The organism is Rhodobacteraceae bacterium D3-12, assembly GCA_025916135.1.
In the GTDB taxonomy this organism is placed as follows: domain Bacteria; phylum Pseudomonadota; class Alphaproteobacteria; order Rhodobacterales; family Rhodobacteraceae; genus JAKGBX01.
Window position 1 is genome coordinate 3,695,001 of sequence record CP104793.1, and the last position, 19,830, is coordinate 3,714,830.

Sequence of the window (19,830 nt, forward strand, 5' to 3'; positions counted from 1 at the left end):
GAAAAAACTTCGCTCACCCCCCGATTCACCCCGATTCACCGGGTCACCACGGTGAATCGCCTGTCGTTTTCTTACGCAAAGAGGGGGAGAGCTGGTGATTCACTGTGCAGCGGGTGAATCGTTTGGGCCGAAACCCGGTGAATCGCCCTTTTCGGGGCGAGTCACCTCTTTTACGCGCCGATCCGGCTGTCTTGTCGGCGGCGCGGCTTGGCCAATGGCAGCCGCAAGAGCAGCAACACGGCAATCACCGCCATATAGGTGAGCGACTCGGCCTGCCACGTCTTGCCGATCATCACGAAATGCACCCCGCCCAGCAGAACCGCCAGATAGGTGAGCTTATGGAGCTTGCGCCACCCTGCCCCGCCCAACCGGCGGATCGACCAGCTGTTCGAGGTCAGCGCCAAAGGAACCAGCGCCACGAACCCGGCCATGCCGACGGTTATATAAGGACGGCGCAGGATCTCTTTCGATATCTCGGACAGCAGCGAGACATCGAGCACAAGCCAGACCGTGAGATGCATAAAGACATAGAGGAACGCCGTCAGGCCAAGCGCCCGGCGGAACCGCACCAGATTGAGCCGCGTGCGCTTGAGCAACGGGGTGATCGCCAGACCCGCAATCAATAGCTTCAATCCGGTCTCGCCCAACACGCGTTCCAGCGCGTTGATCGGCTCGGCCCCAAGCGCGCCGCTCTGGGCGAGATAGAACAGCCAGACGATATGCGCGACGCCACCCATATATATGAGCCACGTCGGCACCCGCCGCGCGCCTGCGTTCAATTTGGCGACCAGCGCGCTCATCAGTAGTTCACCGCCAGGTCCATTCCGTCATAAAGCGCGGCGACATCTTGGGCGTAGCCGTTGAACTTGGGCGTCGGGATTTTCTTGGCAAACAAACCGCCGCCGATCACCCGCTCGCGGCCTTGGCTCCAACGCGGATGGTCCACGTCAGGGTTCACATTGGCATAGAAGCCGTATTCGCTCGGTTGCAACATGTTCCATGTGGTTTGCGGCATGCTGTCGGTCAGGGTGATCTTGACGATCGACTTGATCGACTTGAAGCCATACTTCCACGGCACCACAAGCCGGATCGGCGCGCCGTTCTGGTTGGGCATGGGTTTGCCATAAAGCCCGGTCGCCATCAGGGTCAGCGGATGCAACGCCTCATCAAGGCGCAGCCCTTCGCGGTAGGGCCAGTCGATGCCGCCCGATTTTTGCCCCGGCATTTCTTCGGGACGGTGCAGGGTTTCAAAGGCGACATATTTCGCGCCCTCTTTGACACCTGCCCAATTCAGCAGATCAGCCAGCTCAAAGCCGTTCCACGGCACCACCATCGACCACGCCTCGACACAGCGGAAGCGATAGATGCGCTCTTCGATGGTCATCGCGGCAAGGATCTCTTTCAGATCAAAGGAGCCGGGACGCTCCACCATCCCGTCGATGGTGATCTGCCATGGGTCCGTGGTCAGCGCGCCTGCGTATTTCGCCGGATCGGTCTTGTCCCAGCCGAACTCATAAAAGTTGTTATAGCTGGTGATGTGCTCATAGGTGTTGGGCACCAACTCTTCGGTCGCCGCTGCAGCACCACCAGCAACCCCGGCCATGCCAATCGCCCCCATCCCCGCCAGAACGCCCCGCCGGTTCAGCCACATGGCCTCTGGGGTGACGTCATTCCGGGTGAGGGTGTTTTTCCAACGATATGCCATGGGTGCTTTGCCTACTATAAGTATGTGTCGGTACAGAGGTAGCGCTGCGGTGCGTTTTCTCCAAACAAACTCATTTCACGTTGGCGTTGGGGATCCGTAACATTTCAGACTTGTGCGGCGGCGAGTGCGCCGCGTGCGTCACCCGGTTGGAAGGGGTTGCGCCGCGCTTCGCGCGTCACCCGGTTTGAAGGAATTGCGCCGCGCTTCGCGCGTCGCGGGGGCCTCGCTCCGCTCGGCCCAGCGAGCAGCAACGCCCCGGTTCTGATACCCATCGCTGCGCGTGGAGCGGGCGGCGTGCAGCGGGGTGTTTTTGCAATGAAAGACACCTCGGCGCACGAAAAAGGGCCGGAGCTTTATGCGGCTCCGGCCCGATTGGCGTTACATTATATATAGGGCCCGCTCAGAGCGTAGCGCCGAGGCGGGTGCCTTGGTCAATCGCGCGCTTGGCGTCGAGCTCGGCTGCGACGTCCGCGCCGCCGATCACATGCGGGGTGATGCCCCGCTCGATCAGCGCATCCGCAAGCGAGCGTTCGCTGACCTGACCCGCGCAGAGGATGACGTTATCACAGGCGATCACCGTCGGGTTCTCGCGCGCCTCGCCATAGCTGATGTGGAGGCCGGCATCGTCGATCTTTTCGTAGTTCACGCCGCCGACCATTTCGACCTCTTTCATCTTAAGCGCAGCGCGGTGGATCCAGCCGGTGGTTTTGCCCAAGCCCTTGCCAAGCGCCTTGGCCTTGCGCTGCATCAGCGTCACGTCCCGCGCAGCCGGGTGCGGTTGCGGGCCAGCCGGAGCCAAACCGCCACGGGTTTCGGACGGATCGCCCACACCCCATTCCGCGCGCCAAAGCTCAAGGTTCTCGGTCGGGCTCTCGCCCTCATGCACAAGGTATTCGGAAACATCAAAGCCGATACCGCCCGCACCGATCACCGCAACACGCTTGCCGGTTTCCGCGCCGCCGCGCAGCAGGTCGACATAAGAGAGCACATTGGCGCGGTCCTGCCCGTCGATCCCGGGATCGCGGGGCAACACGCCGGTCGCAACGATCACCTCGTCAAAGCCGCTCAGATCATCGGCGCTGGCTTCGGTGCCAAGCCGCAGGGTGACGCCGTGTTTGGCAACCATCGTGGCGAACCAGTCAACGAGACCATAGAACTCCTCCTTGCCGGGGATCTTCTTGGCCATGTTCAACTGCCCGCCGATCTCTTCCGCCTTGTCAAAGAGCGTGACGGCATGCCCGCGCTCGGCCGCTGTCATAGCGACAGACAGGCCCGCGGGGCCTGCGCCCACCACGGCAATGCTCTTTTTCTCAACCGCAGGTTCGATCACGATCTCGGTCTCAAAACAGGCGCGCGGATTGACAAGGCAAGAGGAAATCTTGCCGCCGAACGTATGGTCAAGGCAGGCCTGATTGCAGCCGATGCACGGCGCGATCTCTCCGGCTTTGCCCGCCGCCGCCTTGGCGACGAAATCAGCATCGGCCAGAAAGGGGCGCGCCATGCTGACCATATCGGCGCATCCGTCCGACAGAACCTCTTCGGCGACGCCCGGCGTGTTGATCCGGTTCGAGGTGATCAGCGGGATGCCCACCTTGCCCATCAGCTTCTTCGTCACCCATGAAAACGCCGCCCGCGGCACGCTGGTGGCAATCGTCGGAATGCGCGCCTCGTGCCAGCCGATGCCGGTATTGATGATCGTCGCACCGGCCTTTTCGATCTCCTGCGCCAGCTGCACCACCTCTTCAAAGGTCGAGCCATTGGGCACAAGGTCGATCATGCTCAGCCGGTAGATGATGATAAACTCAGGGCCAACGGCGTCGCGCACACGTTTGACCACCTCAATCGGCAGACGCATCCGGTTTTCATAAGACCCGCCCCAGCGGTCGGTCCGCTTGTTCACATGGGTGACAAGAAACTGGTTGAGGAAATACCCCTCCGAACCCATCACCTCGACCCCGTCATAGCCCGCCTCTTGGGCGCGTTTGGCGGTGGTGGCGAAATCGGCGATCTGCTTCTCGATCCCTGCCTCGTCCAGCTCTTTGGGCGGAAAGGGAGAGATCGGCGATTTCACCGGCGAGGCGCTGACGCATTCGGGGCTATAGGCATAGCGCCCGGCATGAAGGATCTGCATCGCGATCTTGCCACCGGCGTCATGGACGCGGTCGGTGACGCTCTTGTGGTTGGCAATATCTTCGGGGGTATAAAGCCCGGCCGCTCCGGGGGCGACGCCGCCCTCGGCGTTGGGGGCGATCCCGCCCGTCACCATAAGGCCAACACCGCGCGCGCGCGCGCCGCGTAATACTCTGCCACGCGGTTCCAGTCGCCCCGCTCCTCAAGTCCGGTGTGCATCGACCCCATAAGCACGCGATTCTTGAGCGTGGTGAACCCCAGATCGAGCGGGGCAAGAAGATGCGGATATTCTGACGACATTGGATGGCTCCTCCCGTTTGGCTGACGTTACCTCAACCGAATGCAACGGACTTGTCACCCCTCAACCTTGCGTCAATGCTCCGGCATGACGCCAAGTCCTCAGGCCGCGAAAACGATCGACCCCGCCACAAGCAGCATCACCAATGTTATCGGCCCCCACAAAATCCGTTCCGCCCGTGACGGCGTGATCCAGTTCGCCAAGGTCGATAGCGCCTGAACAGCCAGCGCGAGCCAGCTTGCCCAAACCGGCCAATGCGGCCACCAACCGGCGGCTGATATGATTGAAAATACCATGGCGAGCAAAATGAACACCGAAACACCCGCCGCGATCCGGCCAGAGACAGGCAAGGCCCCCGCGTGGCGGCCCCCTTGGGTGATCCTGCCCCACGGCGCGCCAAAGATCAGCGCAAATTGAAACCCGATCGCGCCCGCACAGGCGACATAATAGAGATAGGGCAATACGCTGTAGATCATCATGGATGCGAAGCTAGCAAAGCGACACCGGACGGACAAACCGCCAGAGCCGCCACAAGCGACACCCCCCAACCGGCCCGCCCGCAAGCCCCACCCGAAAGCACTGCCCGCTACCCGGCCCGCTTGGAATTTACCCGGTCAATCAACGCCCGACCGCTCTCCTTGCGCTCGGAATACCGGTCGGTCAGCTGATCCGACACGCCCCGCGTCAATACGGTGAACTTCACCAACTCCTCCATCACATCCACGATCCGGTCATAGAACGGTGACGGCTTCATCCGGTCACTGCCATCAAACTCCAGAAACGCCTTGGCGACAGAGGATTGGTTCGGAATGGTGATCATCCGCATCCACCGCCCCAAAATGCGCATCTGGTTCACCGCGTTAAAGCTTTGCGAACCCCCGCTCACCTGCATCACCGCCAATGTCTTGCCCTGCGTCGGGCGCACCGCACCAAGAGAGAGCGGTATCCAGTCGATCTGCGCCTTCATGATCCCGGTCATCGCGCCGTGCCGCTCCGGCGAACACCACACCATGCCCTCACTCCACGTCACCGCCTCGCGCAGTTCCGCCACCTTGGGATGGTCCGGCGCGGCGTCATCGGGCAACGGCAATCCGCTGGCCGAAAACACCCGCGTCTGCGCGCCCAGCGCCTGCAATATCCGCGCCGCCTCTTCATTCACCAACCGGCTGAACGACCGTGGCCGAAGTGACCCGTTCAGCAACAAGATGCGCGGACGATGCGGCATTGGCGTCTGCGCCAGCAACTCATCCGCCGCAACCGGGCCAAGCGCCCCTGCCACCAGATTGGGCATATCACCCGCATCAACACTCGCCATTTTCGGCCCCTTCACATCCACATGCTATCGTTTCAATCAATGGCGCGCACAGCTCCGGGCGCCCGCCGCAACATTCTTCCAACAGAAAGGTCAGCAATGCGCTCAGCCCCTCCGCATCGGCAAAATACCGTATCGAACGCCCTTCTCTCTGGTTGCGCACCAACCCGGCTTGCAACAGCACAGACAGGTTCGCCGACAAGGTGTTCTGCCGAACCTCCAACGCCTCGGCCATCTCGCCCGCGGCCATGCCACCCTGCCCCGCCTTGATCAAAAGACGAAACACCCGCAGGCGAGTCTCTTGCGACAAAGCGGAAAACCCATCTAATGCATGAATCATATCCATACTTCACGAAATATGGATATATAGCCCAACACGCAACCCCCACCCTTCATCTTGCTGTAAATACTCCGGGGGTGTGGGGGCTGGCCCCCACTCTAGCCTGTGTGTGTCGCACCAAAGGTGCGCATCAAACCTGTCGGGCCCCCGCTTATACCTATGTGTGACGCGCCAGAGGGGCACAACAATACCGACCGCCCCCACCTCAAACCCGGCCGCCAATCCTACCCGCTGTTGTCCACGATCAACGGCGTGTCGAAATACTGAAACCTCGGGCGGCAGCCATATAGCTCTTCGGCCATAGCGCACCACGCTGCATCATGTGCGGCCTCGGCGTCTGCCCGGCTTGGCCACAGGTAAACACCCCCGACAATCCCCGCCTCGCCATCATAAAGGTAATACTTGCGCACCAAAGCGTCATTGGCCTGCCATCGCGGCACGGTAAGCTCGAACTTGGCAATGATCTCGTCGCGGGGCGCGCCCGGTGGCAAATCAAACGTGACGATCTCTGTAATCATCCGCCGTCACCCCTGTATTCGTGCCAAACACGCCCTCTTACCGGCTCACAACAAACTACATCGTCTCAAGACAATGCCGGCGAAACGCTTTTTTCAGCATATCCAACTCGGCCCGCAACAGATCAATCTCGGCCCGCAGATCGCCTTCCACGGCCTCGCCCGCGATCACCGCGAACCGCTCCAGCAAATCACCGCTTTCGCCGTCCTTGACCAAAAAGGTCTGAACCCCGTCGCCAATCGCCTCCTTGGGCACCGGCACCCGCAAGATATAGGCGCCGTCCTGATTGGCCGTGACCTCGACCCCGTCAATCGGCGTGGTGTCCAGCGTCACCTCGATTTTCGGCAGCTCGGCGTGCTCGTCCTCCTTGGGGCGGTGCAATACCGCTTCCCATATGCCGTCTTTCATCCGGGTCTTGGTGACGCTCAAATCGCTCATCTTACTCTCCTACACCTGCCCGCACTTACAGCTCGGCGCGCGGCCTGCGGCTAAAGGTCAGATCGCGCAGCGTGACCTGATTCATCTGCGGCCCCTCAAAGATAAGGTCCAGCCACATCTTCTCGATCCGCTTCTCGTTCAGCTTGCTATAGGCGAGGTCGAATTCCACCATCACCTCTTCGGATCCCAGCGGCAGCTCGCGCACGATTTGTTCGGTGTTCGGCCCGTGCTTGATGTTCAGCCGCACGAAAATCTCCAGCGGCTTTTCCATTTCGACAATCGTATCGACGCGCAGCAGATGCCGCCGCTTCAACCCGCGCACCGCTTCTTCGGGCATATCCACCACCAGCGACAGAAACGAGCCGTCAAAGTTGAACACATCAAGCCTCAGCCCGAAGGGTGCCAAATCCGCCTCCCGCAGATTGCGGATCTGGCGCAGAGTCAATTCCGAGCGTTGGCAATCATGGAACAGCGTCACCTCATTGCCCAGCATGCTCTTGTTGGCGACCGACGACATGCCCGGCACCGGCAATGGCCCGCGCCACAATTGCGGCCGCCAATCCCAATCGGCGTCGAACGGCTTGGCAAAGGCGCTCGACCCGATCATCGGCAGGGCCAACCGGCTCTCCGAAATATGGATCAGCTTGTCGAGATGCGCTTTCAAGCGCCGCGCGCGCTGCCGATCAGCCCGCAGTTGCGGCAGCGCGGCCTCCTGCGCATGGCGCGCCGCACGCGACCATCGACGCAGCGATGCCTTAAAGATCAGCTCGCGAATTATGCCCGTTATTTTCGCCATACCCGTCCGGCTACCTATACGATGATCTCATCCCGGCGCAGTTTTACCGGAAACAGTGTTAACGAAAAGGACTCATTGTATAAAAAAGCGAAACAGGCAGGTGATTGACCACGGTTTCGCCCCACACAACCGGCCATGACCCCGGTGTTTCACCGTATCATGGGGTTCTTTGTGCCGTCGATTTCACTGTTTCTTGGGCTTCGCTGCAATCGCCTGTGGCGCATAACTCTTTACCGGGCTTGCATCGCGTAGATTTTCGGCCAGCGCAAGGATCAACCGTTTGCCCCCTGCCCCGGCCAATGCGCTGCCCTTGGGGGCGTAAACCGCGAAACCGACAAGATAGCCGTTGACCATCATCGCGCCGCGCCAATGCTTGGGATCGCCCTTGGGCAAGCCCTTGTTGCCGCCCCCGGCCATATGCACCAAGGTCACACCATCGCCGTCGATTGTCTCGATCGGCTGTGCCGGCGCCAAAGCCGCGGCAAGGCTCGCGGCAAGCGGCGCCTCGCGTTTGCTCAGGCTTGGCTGCACCTGAACCGTCATCACCACCGGCTCGACATCCGCACCCGACAGCTCTCCCGAAATGGTGTTGCACGCGGCAATCAAGGCGAAGCCGCCGGTAAATCCGCGCCGCAAGGTGGCGGGATCAACGCAATAGCCGCGCGGCCCGCGCACGACCACCTTGCCACCGGCCAATGAGGCTTGCTTGAGGGGGACCACCTTGGGGCGCTCCGGCACGGCTTGCGCTCCGCCCGCACTTTGGGTGACGGTTTTGCTGCTGCGCAAGCCAAGCTCGCTCAGCTGTGCCTCGCTCAGACAGCCCGACAGAGCCATCAGCGACACAGCCGCCAGCCCCGCACGCAGCGCGCTACGCATTTCCCAAAGGTTCCTCAATGCCCGGCCCTCCCGCCAGAACTCACCGCAACAGCCTTACGGCAAGCGCACCCTAACGCACAAGATGCGCAATGGCCCGGAAACACTGCGTTTCCCGTGCCTTGACCGATGCCGCGCGGCGAAAACACCGCGCACGGCGTCAAATCACACCATCGGATCGGGCGCAATATTGCCGCCACAGACCAACACAGCAACCCGCTCGCCGGGGGCGGCGCGATAAGCGCCGCTCATCAATGCGGCAAGGGCGGTCGCGCCCGCGGGCTCGACCAATTGACGGCGCTCGCGCCAAAGCGCGACCTGCGCCGCCGTGATCGCATTGTCCGAAACCAGCACCGATTCTCCCAGATGCGCTTCGGCCAGCCCGTAACAGATTTCGCCAATCCGCCGGGCGCCCAACGCATTGGCCGCCACGCCCGAGACCTCAACATCGACGGGCTTGCCCGCCTCCAACGCCGCATGCAGCGCACAGGAGGTGGCCGGCTCGACCGCCACCACCTTGCGCGCGCCTTGCAGCCAGCCCAAGGCGCCGCCGATCAACCCGCCTCCGCCAACCGCGATCAACACCGTGTCGGCGGCCAGCCCCTGCGCCTCCCATTCGGCCATGCAGGTGCCCTGCCCGGCGACCGTGGCTGGCGCGTCATAGGCGTGGATCTGCATCGCGCCGCTGGCCTCTTCATAGGTTTCCGCCTCGGCCAGCGCGTTGGCATATTCGCCCTTCACAACGCTCAACCGCGCACCGCAGCCCTCGATCAAGGCGATCTTGGATGGCCCGGCCATTTCGGGTACGAAAATATGCGCGTCATGGCCCAGCGCATGTGCGGCAAACGCCACCGCTGCGCCGTGGTTGCCGCCCGACGCGGCCACCAAACCCGCCTGCGGCACCGGCCCGCTCAGCAAAGTGTTGAAGGCACCGCGCGCCTTGAAGGTGCCGGTGTGCTGGACCTGCTCCAGCTTCATCTCGATCTCTTGACCAAGGCCAAAGCCGTTGACCCGCATCACCGGGGTCTGCACCACATGCCCCTTGATGCGTGATCCTGCCGCCGCAATCTCTGCTTTCCAATCCATCTCAAGGCTCCCCTGACTGGCCATATCGGCGCGAACCCTATAGGCCTTGGGAAAACCTTCAAGCAGGGATTGATGCCAAATGACCGATGACCGCCACAGCCCGTTCCGCGACGCGCATAGCGACCGCAACACCGCCACCCATGTGCCCGACACACCGCAAACCCGCGCGCCGGCCTATCGCTTGGCTTTTGCCGATGACGAATTTCTGTGCCGCGATGAATTGCGCCCGGTGCGGCTGCAACTGGAACTGCTAAAACCGCAAATGGTGCTGGACGAACGCGGCATCGAAAGCACCATCGTCCTGTTCGGCGGCGCGCGTATCCCCGAACCGGCCAAGAAAGAGACCGCCCGCACAGAAACTCTCGCCGAACTGTCAAAATTCTATGACGTCGCGCGTGAGTTCGCTCGCCAGATGACAGTGAAATCCATGGAGAGCTATGGCAAGGAATACGTCGTCTGCACCGGCGGCGGCCCCGGCGTGATGGAAGCGGGCAATCGCGGTGCCGACGACGCCGGCGGAAGCTCGATCGGGCTCAACATCGTGCTGCCCCACGAACAGGCACCGAACGAATATGTGACACCGGACCTGTGCTTCAACTTCCACTATTTCGCGATCCGCAAGATGCATTTCCTGATGCGCGCGCGGGCAATCTGTGTGTTCCCCGGCGGATTTGGCACGCTGGACGAGATGTTTGAATCCCTGACACTGATCCAAACGGGGCGGATGAAGCGCGTGCCGTTCCTGCTGTTTGGTCGCGCCTTCTGGGAAAAGATCATCAACTGGGAGGCGCTCTCGGATGCTGGCACAATCTCGGCCGAGGACCTCGACCTGTTCCACTTTGTCGAAACCGCCCAAGAGGCGATGGAGGTGATCGAAAATTTCGACCCCGCCCCGCCGCGTGACGAAATACCGGGCCGCTAACGGAATTCGTCGCGAATTCCGGCCTTTTTTCCGTCGCGGAAAAAGGCACCACCGCAACCGCCCCGCACCAAAAATTCTCGAAGAATTTTTGACCGAATTCTTCGCAAGAATTCGCCCGGCCGCTCACAACCCTTGCGGTTGGACGCTTAATCTCACGCAGATCAGGCCGCTAACGCCGCCCGCGTCCGGCCAATCATCAACGCGGCCCGCGCTGCTTCGCGGCCCTTTTCAACGAAATGCGCGGCGTAGATCGCCTTGTGATGCGCGCTTTCCTGAAACTGATGCGGGGTTAGCGACACGCTCAACACCGGCACACCGCTGTCCATCCCGGCACGCATCAACCCGTCGACAACCGCCTGCGCAACAAAATCGTGCCGGTATATCCCGCCGTCCACCACCAGCGCTGCCGCCGCCACAGCGGCAAACCGCCCCGACACCGCCAGATCACGCGCCAGAAGCGGCATTTCAAACGCGCCCGGCACGTCGAACACCTCGACCTGCGCGCGCGGTATCACCTCGGTGAACCCGGCCAATGCCTGATCCACGATATCCTTGTGCCAGTTGGCCTTGATAAAGGCATAAAGGGCTTGTGTCATGTTTGATCTCCTTTCGTCATCGACACCTGCCCCAGAGCATCAAACGACGACAAAAGGCACGGAGGGCTGCCCCGCGACATAAGCCGTGCGCTCTCTTCCATCCGGACTATGACCGTCGGCCCCGGACTCACACCGGGTCTGCTTGACACTTTGACACTGGTTCCACGGGTCGATCCGAAAACCGGTTCCCACTTTTCGGCCCATGGAGACACTGGTTCCACAGCTCAACCCGAAAACCGGTCCCCACTTTTCGGCCCGTAAAAACGCTAACGCCAAAGCCGCTAGCGGGCTTACCGAAACGCTGCACCTGCACCACCACGGCTTACCGCCGGTGGGGAATTTCACCCCGCCCTGAGAACACTGCAACCATGCCCCATCCGCCAAAGCAGGACAAGCCGGACCCAGCGTCGCGAACCTTGCACCGCCAACTCCCTTCTTTAATTAACCCTTGCATTAATTAACGAATCGCCTATACAATATGGCATGACACAGCTCACCCAAACCTTCGCCGCTCTGGCCGATGACACCCGCCTCGCCATGGTCGAACGCCTCATGGCCGAGGGCGAACTACCCGCCGGCGCGCTCGCGGATACCGCGCCAATCTCGGCCCCGGCCATATCGCGCCACCTCAAGGTGCTGCGCGAGGCGGGCATCGTCGAACAACGCATCGCTGGCACCCACCGCTTTTATCGCGTGAACCGCGAGGCGATGGCCCGCATTTCGCGCTGGACCATCGACCACCGCAGCTTCTGGGACGCCAGCCTCAACAAGCTCGACAGCCTGCTCGCCACCGACCCAAAGGGAGACATCAAATGACCGCACCCGACACGCTCACAACCGACACGGCGCTTGAGTTCATTCGCGACTATCCCGTCGCGCTCGACCGGCTCTGGCTGGCCATCACCGATCCGGCCCAACTGGTGCAATGGTTCGGCCCCGAAGGCGTCGACCTACATGAGTGCAGCCTCGATTTCACCCGCACCGGGCCGTGGCACTGCGATATGGTCGGGCGCGAAAGCGGCGATCACTTCATCGTTTCGGGGCAAATCACCCATGTCCGACCACCCAACAATGGCCAAGGCTCGGTCGGGCTCACTTGGGCTTGGCATGACGCCAACGGCCAGCGCACCCACGAAAGCCACGTCATGTTCGAAGTCAGCGAAACCCAAGACAACCGCGCCCGCCTGCGCCTCTCCCACCGCGACCTGCCCGATATGGACGCCGCGCAAAGCCACACCAAAGGCTGGCTCTCGACCCTGCTTTGCCTCGATGCCTTCCTTGCAACAAACCCCCAATAAAGGAGCCTTCCCATGCCCGATTTTCTCTTGATCTATCACGGTGGCAAACAGCCCGATACGCAGGCCGACATCGACGCCGCCATGGCCGCTTGGGGCAAATGGATGGAGGACAACGGCCCGGCGCTCATCAATCCCGGCAACCCGGTCGGCATGTCCAAAACCGTAAGCCCCTCGGGCGTGGCCGATAACGGCGGCGCCAACCCGGTCAGCGGCTATACGATCCTGCGCGCCGACACGATCGACGCCGCCTGCGCCATCGCCGCCCAAAACCCGATGGTGCTGGATGGCAGCGGCAGCGTTGAAGTGGCCGAGATCATCGAAATGTGACCCCACCTGCTTTTGCGAACAGCAACACCCCCTCCCGGCCCGTCGCCGGGCGGGGGGGGGCCGCCCAACGGGCCTAGCATCATGCCGCTCACCGGGCGAGAGTGCCGGTCAAGGCAAGCTCGGGAATACGGGACAAAGCGGCCCCCAGCCCACGGATCAGATCTCGGTATTTTCGGGCCTGATGCCGTCGCCAACGCTGATTTCTCCGCCTTGAACGATCGAGCAATTCAACCCTGAACGATGTATCAAAATATCGTTGACTGACTTCCCCGTCACCAAGTCCAAATACCGACAAGGCGTGTTCAGACGCCCGCCCTCCAACAGGACCGTCCCAACCCAGAACCGCTTGCCGACAAGATGGTTCAGCGGCACATTCTCTGTGGTAAGGTTCCTGCGGTGTTCTTCTGGCGCAAGGTCAACGTCGTGATCCCGCCTTAACGCTATAAGCGTCTCAATCTCGATCAGCGTTACGTCTCGAATGTCCGGAAAAGCCGAGTATTTTCCTGTTCCCAAAGCATAGCGGTCCCCTTCGACACCCACGCCCTTTATCAATTGCGCCGACTGCTGCGCTATCATGGGCTGCCTTACGGCTGGCGTTGTATGAATATGCAACAGTTTGCCGTGCCACATGTGAAACCCTCTGCGTCATTTCTTGCTGTTCATCGGAACCTTATAGATCAGCTGTAAACGCACAAGGTGCAGCAAACTCGCCAACGCCCGGAGTCACCGCGCACAGCGCCGCCGGCCAGCGCCCGACCGCCCCATGGCCTGGCGCCGCCCTATGTGGCGCCGTCAATCCCGGCTCCTTGCTGCCATTCGCTGCGGCGGCACAAGAAATCAACGCGAAATCGGAAAGTGAGCGGCAGCACTGCGGACTTTTCTGCCGTTGAGTACATCTGAACCAATGTCCGCTGGCGTAATGCAGCAGCAGCTACCGGTCAGATAAAAAGTGCTGTAGGACTCGCTGTATGGAACCATTTGCCTTAGCTGTTTTCGCTGCCGCCCTTATTCTGAACGCAGGAACCCCCGGCCCCTCTATTGCCTCCCTTGTCTCACGCGTGATTTCGCGTGGCTGGGCTGATGTTGCGCCCTTTGTAGCCGCGATGTGGATCGGAGAAATCATCTGGTTGTCGTTGGCTATGGCGGGCCTTTCAGCATTGGCCGAAACATTTCATGGGGCGTTTCTAATCCTGAAGTACCTGGGAGTGGCCTATCTGATTTACTTGGCCTGGAAGATGTGGACCGAACCTGTAAACACTGACGAGAGTTCGTTGCCTAAGCGGCAATCGGCGGGGTCTATGTTCTTTGCCGGGTTTGCGCTGACTTTGGGCAATCCGAAAATTATGGTCTTTTATCTCGCACTCTTGCCGTCACTGATTGACCTGACCCAACCGAGTTTCGGCCTTTGGGCGATTATTGCGGTAGTCACTGTTGGAAGTTTGGCTGCGGTCGACCTCTTTTGGATTGCATTGGCACACCACGCTCGCTCGTTTCTGAAAACGCCGAAGGCGATCCGGGTTGCGAACCGTGTAGGCGCAACTGCCCTCGGCGGCGCTGCGGGCGTCATAGCTTCGAGGTAATCGCATGGCGCTTGAAGGCATAGTCAACAAACAAATCGCTTCTCTGACATTCAAATTCGAGCCACCATCGCCAATGGAATTCATCAAGTTCCGCGCGGATTGTGGTTGGGGAGAAATTGGAAAGGATACAGCCCAAGCGGCCCTGGACGCGAGCGTTCTCGACCTAACATGTCGGTCCGGCGAAGAGCTTGTCGGTTTCGCCCGTGTTGTAGGCGATGGTGTACTATACTTCTACATTCAAGATGTCATCGTCAGTTCAGATTGGCGCGGACACAGGATCGGCCAAAAGATAATGAGCCTCCTGATGGAACGCCTACAGGAGCGTGCGACTGACGGTGCCACCATTGGTCTAATGGCTGCGGATGGAAAAGAGCCCTTTTATGAACACTTCGGGTTTCAAGCCCGCCCCACAGATCGTCTCGGCGCTGGCATGACCCAGTTTGTAAAGAAGAATAGCTAAGTAAATTCTCGAAAGCTGTCATTCGTGCGCCGCGCAGCACCAGTCAAGTTGGCCTCAAACCGGCCCTTCGCCGCACGCCACCTGACCGACAACATTGTATCTTTCCGGCGCGATCCGGCTGCGATTTAACCGCAATTCTAACGTCTGGCACCGGCGGTCTGGCACCCCCTCAAAGCTCAGGCAAACGCCGCGCCGGGCCGCACCTCTGCTGCGCGTATCCCGTTGCAATTCACCAACGGCGCATTCAGAAACTGCTGCGCGGCGGGATGCGCAGGGTCCAGAACACCCAACTCCACAAGGATCGACGCGATCGCGCTCTCTGCGCCGCGGGTCTGCCCGTCCACCATTTTGAGCGCCACGCCCAAGCCTTGCTCTGGCAGGATCGCGACGAAAAACGCCTCTGCCCCGGTTTTCAGGGCAACGCCGCCGCCCATGGCCCGCATCAACTCGGTACAGGCGCGCCCCTCTCCGGCCACCAATTCGGGATGCGTCCACATCGCCTCGCGCAACCGCTTCGCGGCACGCCCGCGCGCGCTGCTCTCGTCCATGCTGGCAAACCGCGCCATCGCCCGCGCCATTCCGCTCAGCGAACAGGCGAAATTCGGCGCCGAACAGCCGTCGATGCCAAAGCCGGGGCTGGTCTCTCCGGTCATATCCTCAAAGGCCTCCAGAACCGCCCTTTGCACCGGATGATCCAGCTCAAGATACTCTGGCCCCGCGCCCAGATGCTGACCCAATGTCAGGAAACCTGCGTGCTTGCCGGAACAATTGTTATGTGCCTGATCGGGCGTGCCGGTGCCGCAGATAATGCACTTTTCCTGCTCCTTGTCGCGCGGGATATGCCCGCCACAGCGCAGGTCATCGTCGCTCAATCCCCGCGCCTCAAGCCACGCGCGCACCCGTTCCACATGGATCGTCGCGCCATTATGCGACGCACAAGACAACGCCAGATGCTCCGAGCCAAGGCCCGCCGCATCCGCCGCGCCGCTCTCAACCAAGGGCAACGCCTGCAACATCTTCGAAGACGAGCGCGGCAACACCGTTAGCCCCGGATCACCCCAGGCCTTGACCACCGCCCCCGAGGCATCACAAATCACCGCATGCCCCATGTGTCGGCATTCAAGGAAATCTCCGCGCCACATCTGCGCCATCTCGACCGGTTCAACCATCTCTCGCGCTCCCTTCACGTTTCCGCGGAAATCCGCCAATTGCCCTTTCGTCAGTGGCAGATTTCAGGCTATTGTTGCAATGTCGAGTGGAAATGTCGCCCGTTCTCCGCCAAAAAGGCCCGCGAAGGCCGCGGGACAGTGGCGAATGATTGAGGCATGTAGACAGCTGGAGGCTGTAAGAATGGTATTAGGACGTGCGCTAGGACTGGCTGGAACCCTTATGGTGCTGGCCGGAACACCCGTATTTGCACAACAGGCGAGCACCAATCAGGTCGCCGCCAAAACCGACTGGTCGGTGTTCGAAGACAAGAACCCGCGCGAATGCTGGGCCGTGTCGTCGCCCAAGGAAACAGTCAACACCAAGGGCGGGCGCGTTGTCGCTGTGAAACGCTCTGACATCCTGTTGATGGCGTTCTTCCGCCCCGATGCGGGTGTCGCGGGTCAGATCAGCTTTACGGGCGGCTATCCCTTTGCGTCCGGTTCGACCGTGAATGTCGATATCGACGGCAATACGTTTGAGCTGTTTACCGAAGGCGAATGGGCGTGGCCCGCCTCGCCCGAGGATGACCGCAAGATCCTCACAGCGCTGAAGCGCGGCTCAAGCGCCGTGCTGACGGCGCGCTCTGGCCGTGGCACGCAGACCAAAGACACGTTCTCGCTCTCCGGTTTCACCGCCGCAGTGGCCGACGCCGAGAAACGCTGCAAGTAACGCGCTAATCCGGGTCAGCGTCTGCCCCTAGGGCTGGCGCGCCCAACGATGGTGGTTGGCGAGTGTGCCTCGCGCCATGATCGCCACGCCTGCGCATCGCGCCGCCGCAATCAAGCCGCGACCATCAAAGCGCCAGCCCGCCAAAACGGGCGGGCGCAGCGCCCCCTCAAGGCCGAGAGCGCCTTTGGCAAAATCGCCGGTCGGCAACGGGCGGGCTGACCTCTCGTTCCGGGCCGGGCCCATGCCTTAACCCGCCCCCTTTTGCAAACGCCCCCGAATCCCCTATATAGGCGCATCTCTGCCCCTGTACGCGCGCGCCAAGGAAACACCGCCATGACCGATCAACAACCCGTCACACCGGACGTCAAAACCGTCCCCCGCGCTGTGCCCAAGCGCGAGGATGGCAAGCGTAACCTCGTCGGCCTCACCCGTGAGCAGCTGCGCGATACGCTGATCGAACATGGCACGCCCGAGAAACAGGCGAAAATGCGCACCGGGCAGCTCTGGCAGTGGATTTATCAAAAGGGCTGTCGCGATTTTGGCGAGATGACAAACCTCGCCAAACCCTACCGCGCCGAGCTGGCCGAGCATTTCGTGATCGCCGTGCCCGAGGTGATCTCGAAACAGGTCTCAACCGATGGCACCCGCAAATACCTTGTCCGCATCGCTGGCGGTCATGAGGTCGAAGTGGTCTATATCCCCGAGGAAGACCGCGGCACGCTCTGCATTTCTTCGCAGGTCGGCTGCACCCTCACCTGTTCCTTTTGCCATACCGGCACCCAGAAACTGGTGCGCAACCTGACCGCGGGTGAAATCATTGGTCAGGTCATGGTCGCGCGCGATGACCTCGATGAATGGCCGATCCCCGGCGAAAGCTCTGCCGCGCGCCCGCGCCTGCTGTCCAACATCGTCCTGATGGGCATGGGCGAGCCGCTCTATAATTTCGATCAGGTCAAATCGGCGATGAAAATCGCCATGGACCCCGAAGGCATCTCGCTCTCGCGGCGTCGCATCACGCTTTCAACCTCCGGCGTCGTGCCCGAAATAGCCCGCACCGCCGAAGAGATCGGCTGCCAGCTCGCCATTTCGTTCCACGCCACCACCGACGACGTGCGCAACCGCCTTGTGCCGATCAACAAACGCTGGCCGCTAGCCGAATTGCTCGACGCGCTGCGCAGCTATCCCAAAGTGTCCAACTCCGAGCGGATCACCTTTGAATACGTAATGCTCAAAGACGTGAACGACACAGATGAAGACGCCCGCCGCCTCGTGCGGCTGATCAAAGGGATCCCTGCCAAGATCAACCTGATCCCGTTCAACGAATGGCCCGGCTCGCCCTATGAACGCTCCGATTGGGCGCGATCGAAAGCTTTTCGGAAATTATCTACAAAGCCGGCTACGCCTCGCCCATCCGCAAACCACGGGGAGAGGACATCATGGCCGCCTGTGGTCAGCTGAAATCAGCCACCGAACGCGCCCGTAAATCCCGCGCCCAGATCGCTGCGGAAACCGGCCTCTAACACCAATACCACAACGCTTTTCCGCCGTTCTGCGCGGGGCCGGACGCGCGCCTTTTCCGGTGCGCGCCCGGTGTCCTGATGCGATATGGCAGCTTGGGAAATTGCGGCTGAATTCCGGCCAACTGTGCCCCATCGCGCCCAATATTTCCCATTTCAGGACAAACATTCGCCCTGACGGGTATTCATGTTGGTTTCATCAACAATACGATTGCCATTAAGGACCGAGTACATGAAACACGACGCAATTGATGCCGACATGACAAGCAAAGTTTGTGACATTGTTCTGCGTGAACGCGATATGTCGCTCTCTGAACGCGAATGGAAATTCCGCCTGCGCGGCTATGGCTTTGCCATCCGCGACTGCGCCGAAGGCCAGATCGTGACCTCGCTTTTGAAAGGCGATGACATCTGCGCCCTGCCTGCGCCAAAACCCGTTTACAACCCGCGCTACGCCGCCTGAGCGATCGCCAGTGATGGGCGCAGCGTTCCATCACCGCATGGGGGTCGCCGGCCTGACGGTTTGCGCCGCCTGACGGCGTCGCCCGTTTTGATTGGGTTGCGCGGCCCGACGGCGTCATCCGTTTCAACTAGGTTGCGCCGCCTGCCGGCGTCATCTGTTTTAATTAGGTTGCGCCGCCTGACGGCGTCATCTGTTTAACTGGGTTGCGCCGCCTGAAGGCGTCGCGGGGGGGCCTCACTCCGCTCGGCCCCCGCAGGTAACAGAGCGGTCGCTCAACGAACAAAAACTGCGTATTTCGCAACGCAGCGCATCGAGCATCTAACCAAGAAACAAATGCTCGGCCCATAAGCATTGCACGGCTTGGTAAGCTGATGCGCGCCTGCGATCAAACGGCACGCAACCCCAGTATTTTTCGCGCCTCGGCCACGCTCGCCACCGGGCGCTCATATGCCTCGCAAAGCTTAACCGCCCGCTCAACCAATGCGGCGTTACTGGGCGCGAGCCTGTCGCGATCCAGCCGGATGTTATCCTCCAGCCCGGCGCGGGTATGACCGCCCGCTGCAATCGCCCATTCGTTGACCTCAATCTGATGCCGCCCGATCCCCGCGGCACACCATTCCGCCTCTGGGGCCAACCGCTCCATGGTCTTCACATAATAATCAAACACATCCTTGTCGGCGGGCATGGCGTTTTTCACCCCCATGACAAACTGCACATAAAGCTTACCCGGCAAACGCCCCTCGCGACTCATCTTTACCGCCTGATGAATATGGCTCAGATCGAACGCCTCGATCTCTGGCACCACGTCATAGGTGGTCATTTCACCAGCCAGCCACGCCACCAAATCAGGTGCGTTTTCATAAACCCGCGTCGGAAAGTTGTTCGACCCGACAGACAGGCTCGCCATATCCGGGCGCAACGGCAACATCCCGCCCCGCGCCGCCCCCGCGCCCGACCGTCCACCGGTCGAGAACTGGACAATCATGCCCGGGCAATGCCGCTCCAAGCCTTCCTTGAGGCGGGCAAACCGCTCCGGGTCCGAACTCACGCTGCCGTCGTCATTGCGCACATGGCAATGCGCAATGCTCGCCCCCGCCTCAAACGCCGCCTGCGTGCTTTCGACCTGCTCCTCAACCGTGATCGGAACCGCCGGATTATCCGCCTTCGTCGGCACACTTCCGGTGATCGCCACGCAAATAATACAAGGCTTGCCCATCTCTCACTCCCGTTCCTTCATCTGACCGCAAATATCCCGGGGAGCGCGAGGGGCAGCGCCCCTCGCTCCGCCCTCACAC

The 19,830-nt window shown here is 61.1% G+C and carries 22 protein-coding genes, 3 pseudogenes and 1 riboswitch; of the genes and pseudogenes, 9 read left to right on the plus strand and 16 right to left on the minus strand.

Going from position 1 to position 19,830, the window contains the following annotated elements:
* Window positions 1-170 precede the first annotated feature (170 nt).
* The 11 genes and pseudogenes from msrQ to N4R57_18300 all read right to left on the minus strand — a co-directional run bounded on the left by msrQ (window position 171) and on the right by N4R57_18300 (window position 9,494).
* Window positions 171-800, minus strand: coding sequence for a protein-methionine-sulfoxide reductase heme-binding subunit MsrQ (gene msrQ, locus N4R57_18250; GenBank protein ID UYV36898.1), 630 nt, complete (start codon window positions 798-800; stop codon window positions 171-173).
* Window positions 800-1,705: a protein-methionine-sulfoxide reductase catalytic subunit MsrP gene (gene msrP / locus N4R57_18255; protein ID UYV36899.1), complete on the minus strand. Its 906-nt coding sequence runs from the start codon at window positions 1,703-1,705 to the stop codon at window positions 800-802. The genes msrQ and msrP overlap by 1 nt, the downstream gene beginning before the upstream one ends.
* Window positions 1,706-2,105: 400 nt before the next feature.
* Window positions 2,106-4,135, minus strand: a pseudogene (locus tag N4R57_18260) (NADPH-dependent 2,4-dienoyl-CoA reductase).
* 99 nt (window positions 4,136-4,234) lie between these two features.
* Window positions 4,235-4,612, minus strand: coding sequence for a DUF4175 domain-containing protein (locus tag N4R57_18265; GenBank protein ID UYV36900.1), 378 nt, complete (start codon window positions 4,610-4,612; stop codon window positions 4,235-4,237).
* 167 nt (window positions 4,613-4,779) lie between these two features.
* Window positions 4,780-5,424, minus strand: a pseudogene (gene arsH / locus N4R57_18270) (arsenical resistance protein ArsH).
* A 10-nt stretch (window positions 5,425-5,434) separates the two neighbouring features.
* Entirely contained in the window at window positions 5,435-5,791 is a 357-nt protein-coding gene (locus N4R57_18275) for a metalloregulator ArsR/SmtB family transcription factor (protein UYV36901.1), read from the minus strand.
* Window positions 5,792-6,009: 218 nt separating this feature from the next.
* Window positions 6,010-6,303: a monooxygenase gene (locus N4R57_18280; GenBank protein UYV36902.1), complete on the minus strand. Its 294-nt coding sequence runs from the start codon at window positions 6,301-6,303 to the stop codon at window positions 6,010-6,012.
* 55 nt (window positions 6,304-6,358) lie between these two features.
* The gene (locus tag N4R57_18285) at window positions 6,359-6,739 is read right to left on the minus strand and encodes a hypothetical protein (GenBank protein UYV36903.1); all 381 of its coding nucleotides are present in this window, start codon (window positions 6,737-6,739) and stop codon (window positions 6,359-6,361) included.
* A gap of 25 nt (window positions 6,740-6,764) precedes the next feature.
* Window positions 6,765-7,535: a DUF6478 family protein gene (locus tag N4R57_18290; GenBank protein UYV36904.1), complete on the minus strand. Its 771-nt coding sequence runs from the start codon at window positions 7,533-7,535 to the stop codon at window positions 6,765-6,767.
* Between the two features lie 183 nt (window positions 7,536-7,718).
* Window positions 7,719-8,411: a hypothetical protein gene (locus N4R57_18295; protein ID UYV36905.1), complete on the minus strand. Its 693-nt coding sequence runs from the start codon at window positions 8,409-8,411 to the stop codon at window positions 7,719-7,721.
* A 162-nt stretch (window positions 8,412-8,573) separates the two neighbouring features.
* Window positions 8,574-9,494, minus strand: a complete 921-nt coding sequence (locus tag N4R57_18300) for a threonine/serine dehydratase (protein ID UYV36906.1) — start codon at window positions 9,492-9,494, stop codon at window positions 8,574-8,576.
* Window positions 9,495-9,573: 79 nt separating this feature from the next.
* Between N4R57_18300 and N4R57_18305 the strand changes: the two genes are divergently transcribed.
* Entirely contained in the window at window positions 9,574-10,416 is an 843-nt protein-coding gene (locus N4R57_18305) for a TIGR00730 family Rossman fold protein (protein UYV36907.1), read from the plus strand.
* Window positions 10,417-10,577: 161 nt separating this feature from the next.
* Here N4R57_18305 and N4R57_18310 read toward each other — a convergent pair whose 3' ends face one another.
* On the minus strand, window positions 10,578-11,012 hold the full coding sequence (locus N4R57_18310; protein UYV36908.1) for a 6,7-dimethyl-8-ribityllumazine synthase: 435 nt from the start codon (window positions 11,010-11,012) through the stop codon (window positions 10,578-10,580).
* 85 nt (window positions 11,013-11,097) lie between these two features.
* Window positions 11,098-11,375: riboswitch (FMN riboswitch) on the minus strand.
* A gap of 120 nt (window positions 11,376-11,495) precedes the next feature.
* Here N4R57_18310 and N4R57_18315 point away from each other — a divergent pair.
* From N4R57_18315 to N4R57_18325, 3 genes are read left to right on the plus strand one after another with little or no spacing between them, the layout of a single operon-like run.
* Window positions 11,496-11,828 carry a metalloregulator ArsR/SmtB family transcription factor gene (locus N4R57_18315; GenBank protein ID UYV36909.1) on the plus strand — a complete coding sequence of 111 codons (333 nt, stop codon included), beginning with the start codon at window positions 11,496-11,498 and terminating at the stop codon, window positions 11,826-11,828.
* Complete coding sequence (locus N4R57_18320) at window positions 11,825-12,310, plus strand: SRPBCC domain-containing protein (protein UYV36910.1); 486 nt, start codon at window positions 11,825-11,827, stop codon at window positions 12,308-12,310. Before N4R57_18315 ends, N4R57_18320 begins: the two co-directional genes overlap by 4 nt.
* A 12-nt stretch (window positions 12,311-12,322) precedes the next feature.
* Window positions 12,323-12,637, plus strand: coding sequence for a hypothetical protein (locus N4R57_18325; GenBank protein ID UYV36911.1), 315 nt, complete (start codon window positions 12,323-12,325; stop codon window positions 12,635-12,637).
* Between the two features lie 156 nt (window positions 12,638-12,793).
* Here N4R57_18325 and N4R57_18330 read toward each other — a convergent pair whose 3' ends face one another.
* A complete protein-coding gene (locus N4R57_18330) occupies window positions 12,794-13,267 on the minus strand; it encodes an MOSC domain-containing protein (GenBank protein ID UYV36912.1) in 474 nt (157 codons plus the stop codon).
* Between the two features lie 338 nt (window positions 13,268-13,605).
* Here N4R57_18330 and N4R57_18335 point away from each other — a divergent pair, with 338 nt between their 5' ends.
* Together N4R57_18335 and N4R57_18340 are read left to right on the plus strand one after the other, a co-directional pair.
* Window positions 13,606-14,217, plus strand: a complete 612-nt coding sequence (locus N4R57_18335) for a LysE family translocator (GenBank protein UYV36913.1) — start codon at window positions 13,606-13,608, stop codon at window positions 14,215-14,217.
* 4 nt (window positions 14,218-14,221) lie between these two features.
* Window positions 14,222-14,677: a GNAT family N-acetyltransferase gene (locus N4R57_18340; protein ID UYV36914.1), complete on the plus strand. Its 456-nt coding sequence runs from the start codon at window positions 14,222-14,224 to the stop codon at window positions 14,675-14,677.
* 176 nt (window positions 14,678-14,853) lie between these two features.
* Here N4R57_18340 and N4R57_18345 read toward each other — a convergent pair whose 3' ends face one another.
* Window positions 14,854-15,846, minus strand: a complete 993-nt coding sequence (locus tag N4R57_18345) for an asparaginase (protein ID UYV36915.1) — start codon at window positions 15,844-15,846, stop codon at window positions 14,854-14,856.
* A gap of 220 nt (window positions 15,847-16,066) precedes the next feature.
* Between N4R57_18345 and N4R57_18350 the strand changes: the two genes are divergently transcribed.
* On the plus strand, window positions 16,067-16,555 hold the full coding sequence (locus tag N4R57_18350; protein UYV39616.1) for an invasion associated locus B family protein: 489 nt from the start codon (window positions 16,067-16,069) through the stop codon (window positions 16,553-16,555).
* Between the two features lie 27 nt (window positions 16,556-16,582).
* Here N4R57_18350 and N4R57_18355 read toward each other — a convergent pair whose 3' ends face one another.
* Window positions 16,583-16,798, minus strand: coding sequence for a hypothetical protein (locus N4R57_18355; protein UYV36916.1), 216 nt, complete (start codon window positions 16,796-16,798; stop codon window positions 16,583-16,585).
* A 90-nt stretch (window positions 16,799-16,888) separates the two neighbouring features.
* On the opposite strand from N4R57_18355, the pseudogene rlmN reads away from it, so the two are divergent.
* Window positions 16,889-18,075: pseudogene (gene rlmN / locus N4R57_18360) on the plus strand (23S rRNA (adenine(2503)-C(2))-methyltransferase RlmN).
* A gap of 229 nt (window positions 18,076-18,304) precedes the next feature.
* On the plus strand, window positions 18,305-18,535 hold the full coding sequence (locus N4R57_18365; GenBank protein UYV36917.1) for a hypothetical protein: 231 nt from the start codon (window positions 18,305-18,307) through the stop codon (window positions 18,533-18,535).
* 385 nt (window positions 18,536-18,920) lie between these two features.
* On the opposite strand, the gene N4R57_18370 is transcribed toward N4R57_18365, so the two are convergent.
* The gene (locus N4R57_18370) at window positions 18,921-19,751 is read right to left on the minus strand and encodes a 3-keto-5-aminohexanoate cleavage protein (protein UYV36918.1); all 831 of its coding nucleotides are present in this window, start codon (window positions 19,749-19,751) and stop codon (window positions 18,921-18,923) included.
* Window positions 19,752-19,830: the final 79 nt, after the last annotated feature.

Coding starts and splice junctions, on each gene's coding strand:
- msrQ (UYV36898.1), bottom strand. CDS start 800: ATGAGCGCGCTGGTCGCCAAATTGAACGCAGGCGCGCGGCGGGTGCCG.
- msrP (UYV36899.1), bottom strand. CDS start 1,705: ATGGCATATCGTTGGAAAAACACCCTCACCCGGAATGACGTCACCCCA.
- N4R57_18265 (UYV36900.1), bottom strand. CDS start 4,612: ATGATGATCTACAGCGTATTGCCCTATCTCTATTATGTCGCCTGTGCG.
- N4R57_18275 (UYV36901.1), bottom strand. CDS start 5,791: ATGGATATGATTCATGCATTAGATGGGTTTTCCGCTTTGTCGCAAGAG.
- N4R57_18280 (UYV36902.1), bottom strand. CDS start 6,303: ATGATTACAGAGATCGTCACGTTTGATTTGCCACCGGGCGCGCCCCGC.
- N4R57_18285 (UYV36903.1), bottom strand. CDS start 6,739: ATGAGCGATTTGAGCGTCACCAAGACCCGGATGAAAGACGGCATATGG.
- N4R57_18290 (UYV36904.1), bottom strand. CDS start 7,535: ATGGCGAAAATAACGGGCATAATTCGCGAGCTGATCTTTAAGGCATCG.
- N4R57_18295 (UYV36905.1), bottom strand. CDS start 8,411: ATGCGTAGCGCGCTGCGTGCGGGGCTGGCGGCTGTGTCGCTGATGGCT.
- N4R57_18300 (UYV36906.1), bottom strand. CDS start 9,494: ATGGATTGGAAAGCAGAGATTGCGGCGGCAGGATCACGCATCAAGGGG.
- N4R57_18305 (UYV36907.1), top strand. CDS start 9,574: ATGACCGATGACCGCCACAGCCCGTTCCGCGACGCGCATAGCGACCGC.
- N4R57_18310 (UYV36908.1), bottom strand. CDS start 11,012: ATGACACAAGCCCTTTATGCCTTTATCAAGGCCAACTGGCACAAGGAT.
- N4R57_18315 (UYV36909.1), top strand. CDS start 11,496: ATGACACAGCTCACCCAAACCTTCGCCGCTCTGGCCGATGACACCCGC.
- N4R57_18320 (UYV36910.1), top strand. CDS start 11,825: ATGACCGCACCCGACACGCTCACAACCGACACGGCGCTTGAGTTCATT.
- N4R57_18325 (UYV36911.1), top strand. CDS start 12,323: ATGCCCGATTTTCTCTTGATCTATCACGGTGGCAAACAGCCCGATACG.
- N4R57_18330 (UYV36912.1), bottom strand. CDS start 13,267: ATGTGGCACGGCAAACTGTTGCATATTCATACAACGCCAGCCGTAAGG.
- N4R57_18335 (UYV36913.1), top strand. CDS start 13,606: ATGGAACCATTTGCCTTAGCTGTTTTCGCTGCCGCCCTTATTCTGAAC.
- N4R57_18340 (UYV36914.1), top strand. CDS start 14,222: ATGGCGCTTGAAGGCATAGTCAACAAACAAATCGCTTCTCTGACATTC.
- N4R57_18345 (UYV36915.1), bottom strand. CDS start 15,846: ATGGTTGAACCGGTCGAGATGGCGCAGATGTGGCGCGGAGATTTCCTT.
- N4R57_18350 (UYV39616.1), top strand. CDS start 16,067: ATGGTGCTGGCCGGAACACCCGTATTTGCACAACAGGCGAGCACCAAT.
- N4R57_18355 (UYV36916.1), bottom strand. CDS start 16,798: ATGGGCCCGGCCCGGAACGAGAGGTCAGCCCGCCCGTTGCCGACCGGC.
- N4R57_18365 (UYV36917.1), top strand. CDS start 18,305: ATGAAACACGACGCAATTGATGCCGACATGACAAGCAAAGTTTGTGAC.
- N4R57_18370 (UYV36918.1), bottom strand. CDS start 19,751: ATGGGCAAGCCTTGTATTATTTGCGTGGCGATCACCGGAAGTGTGCCG.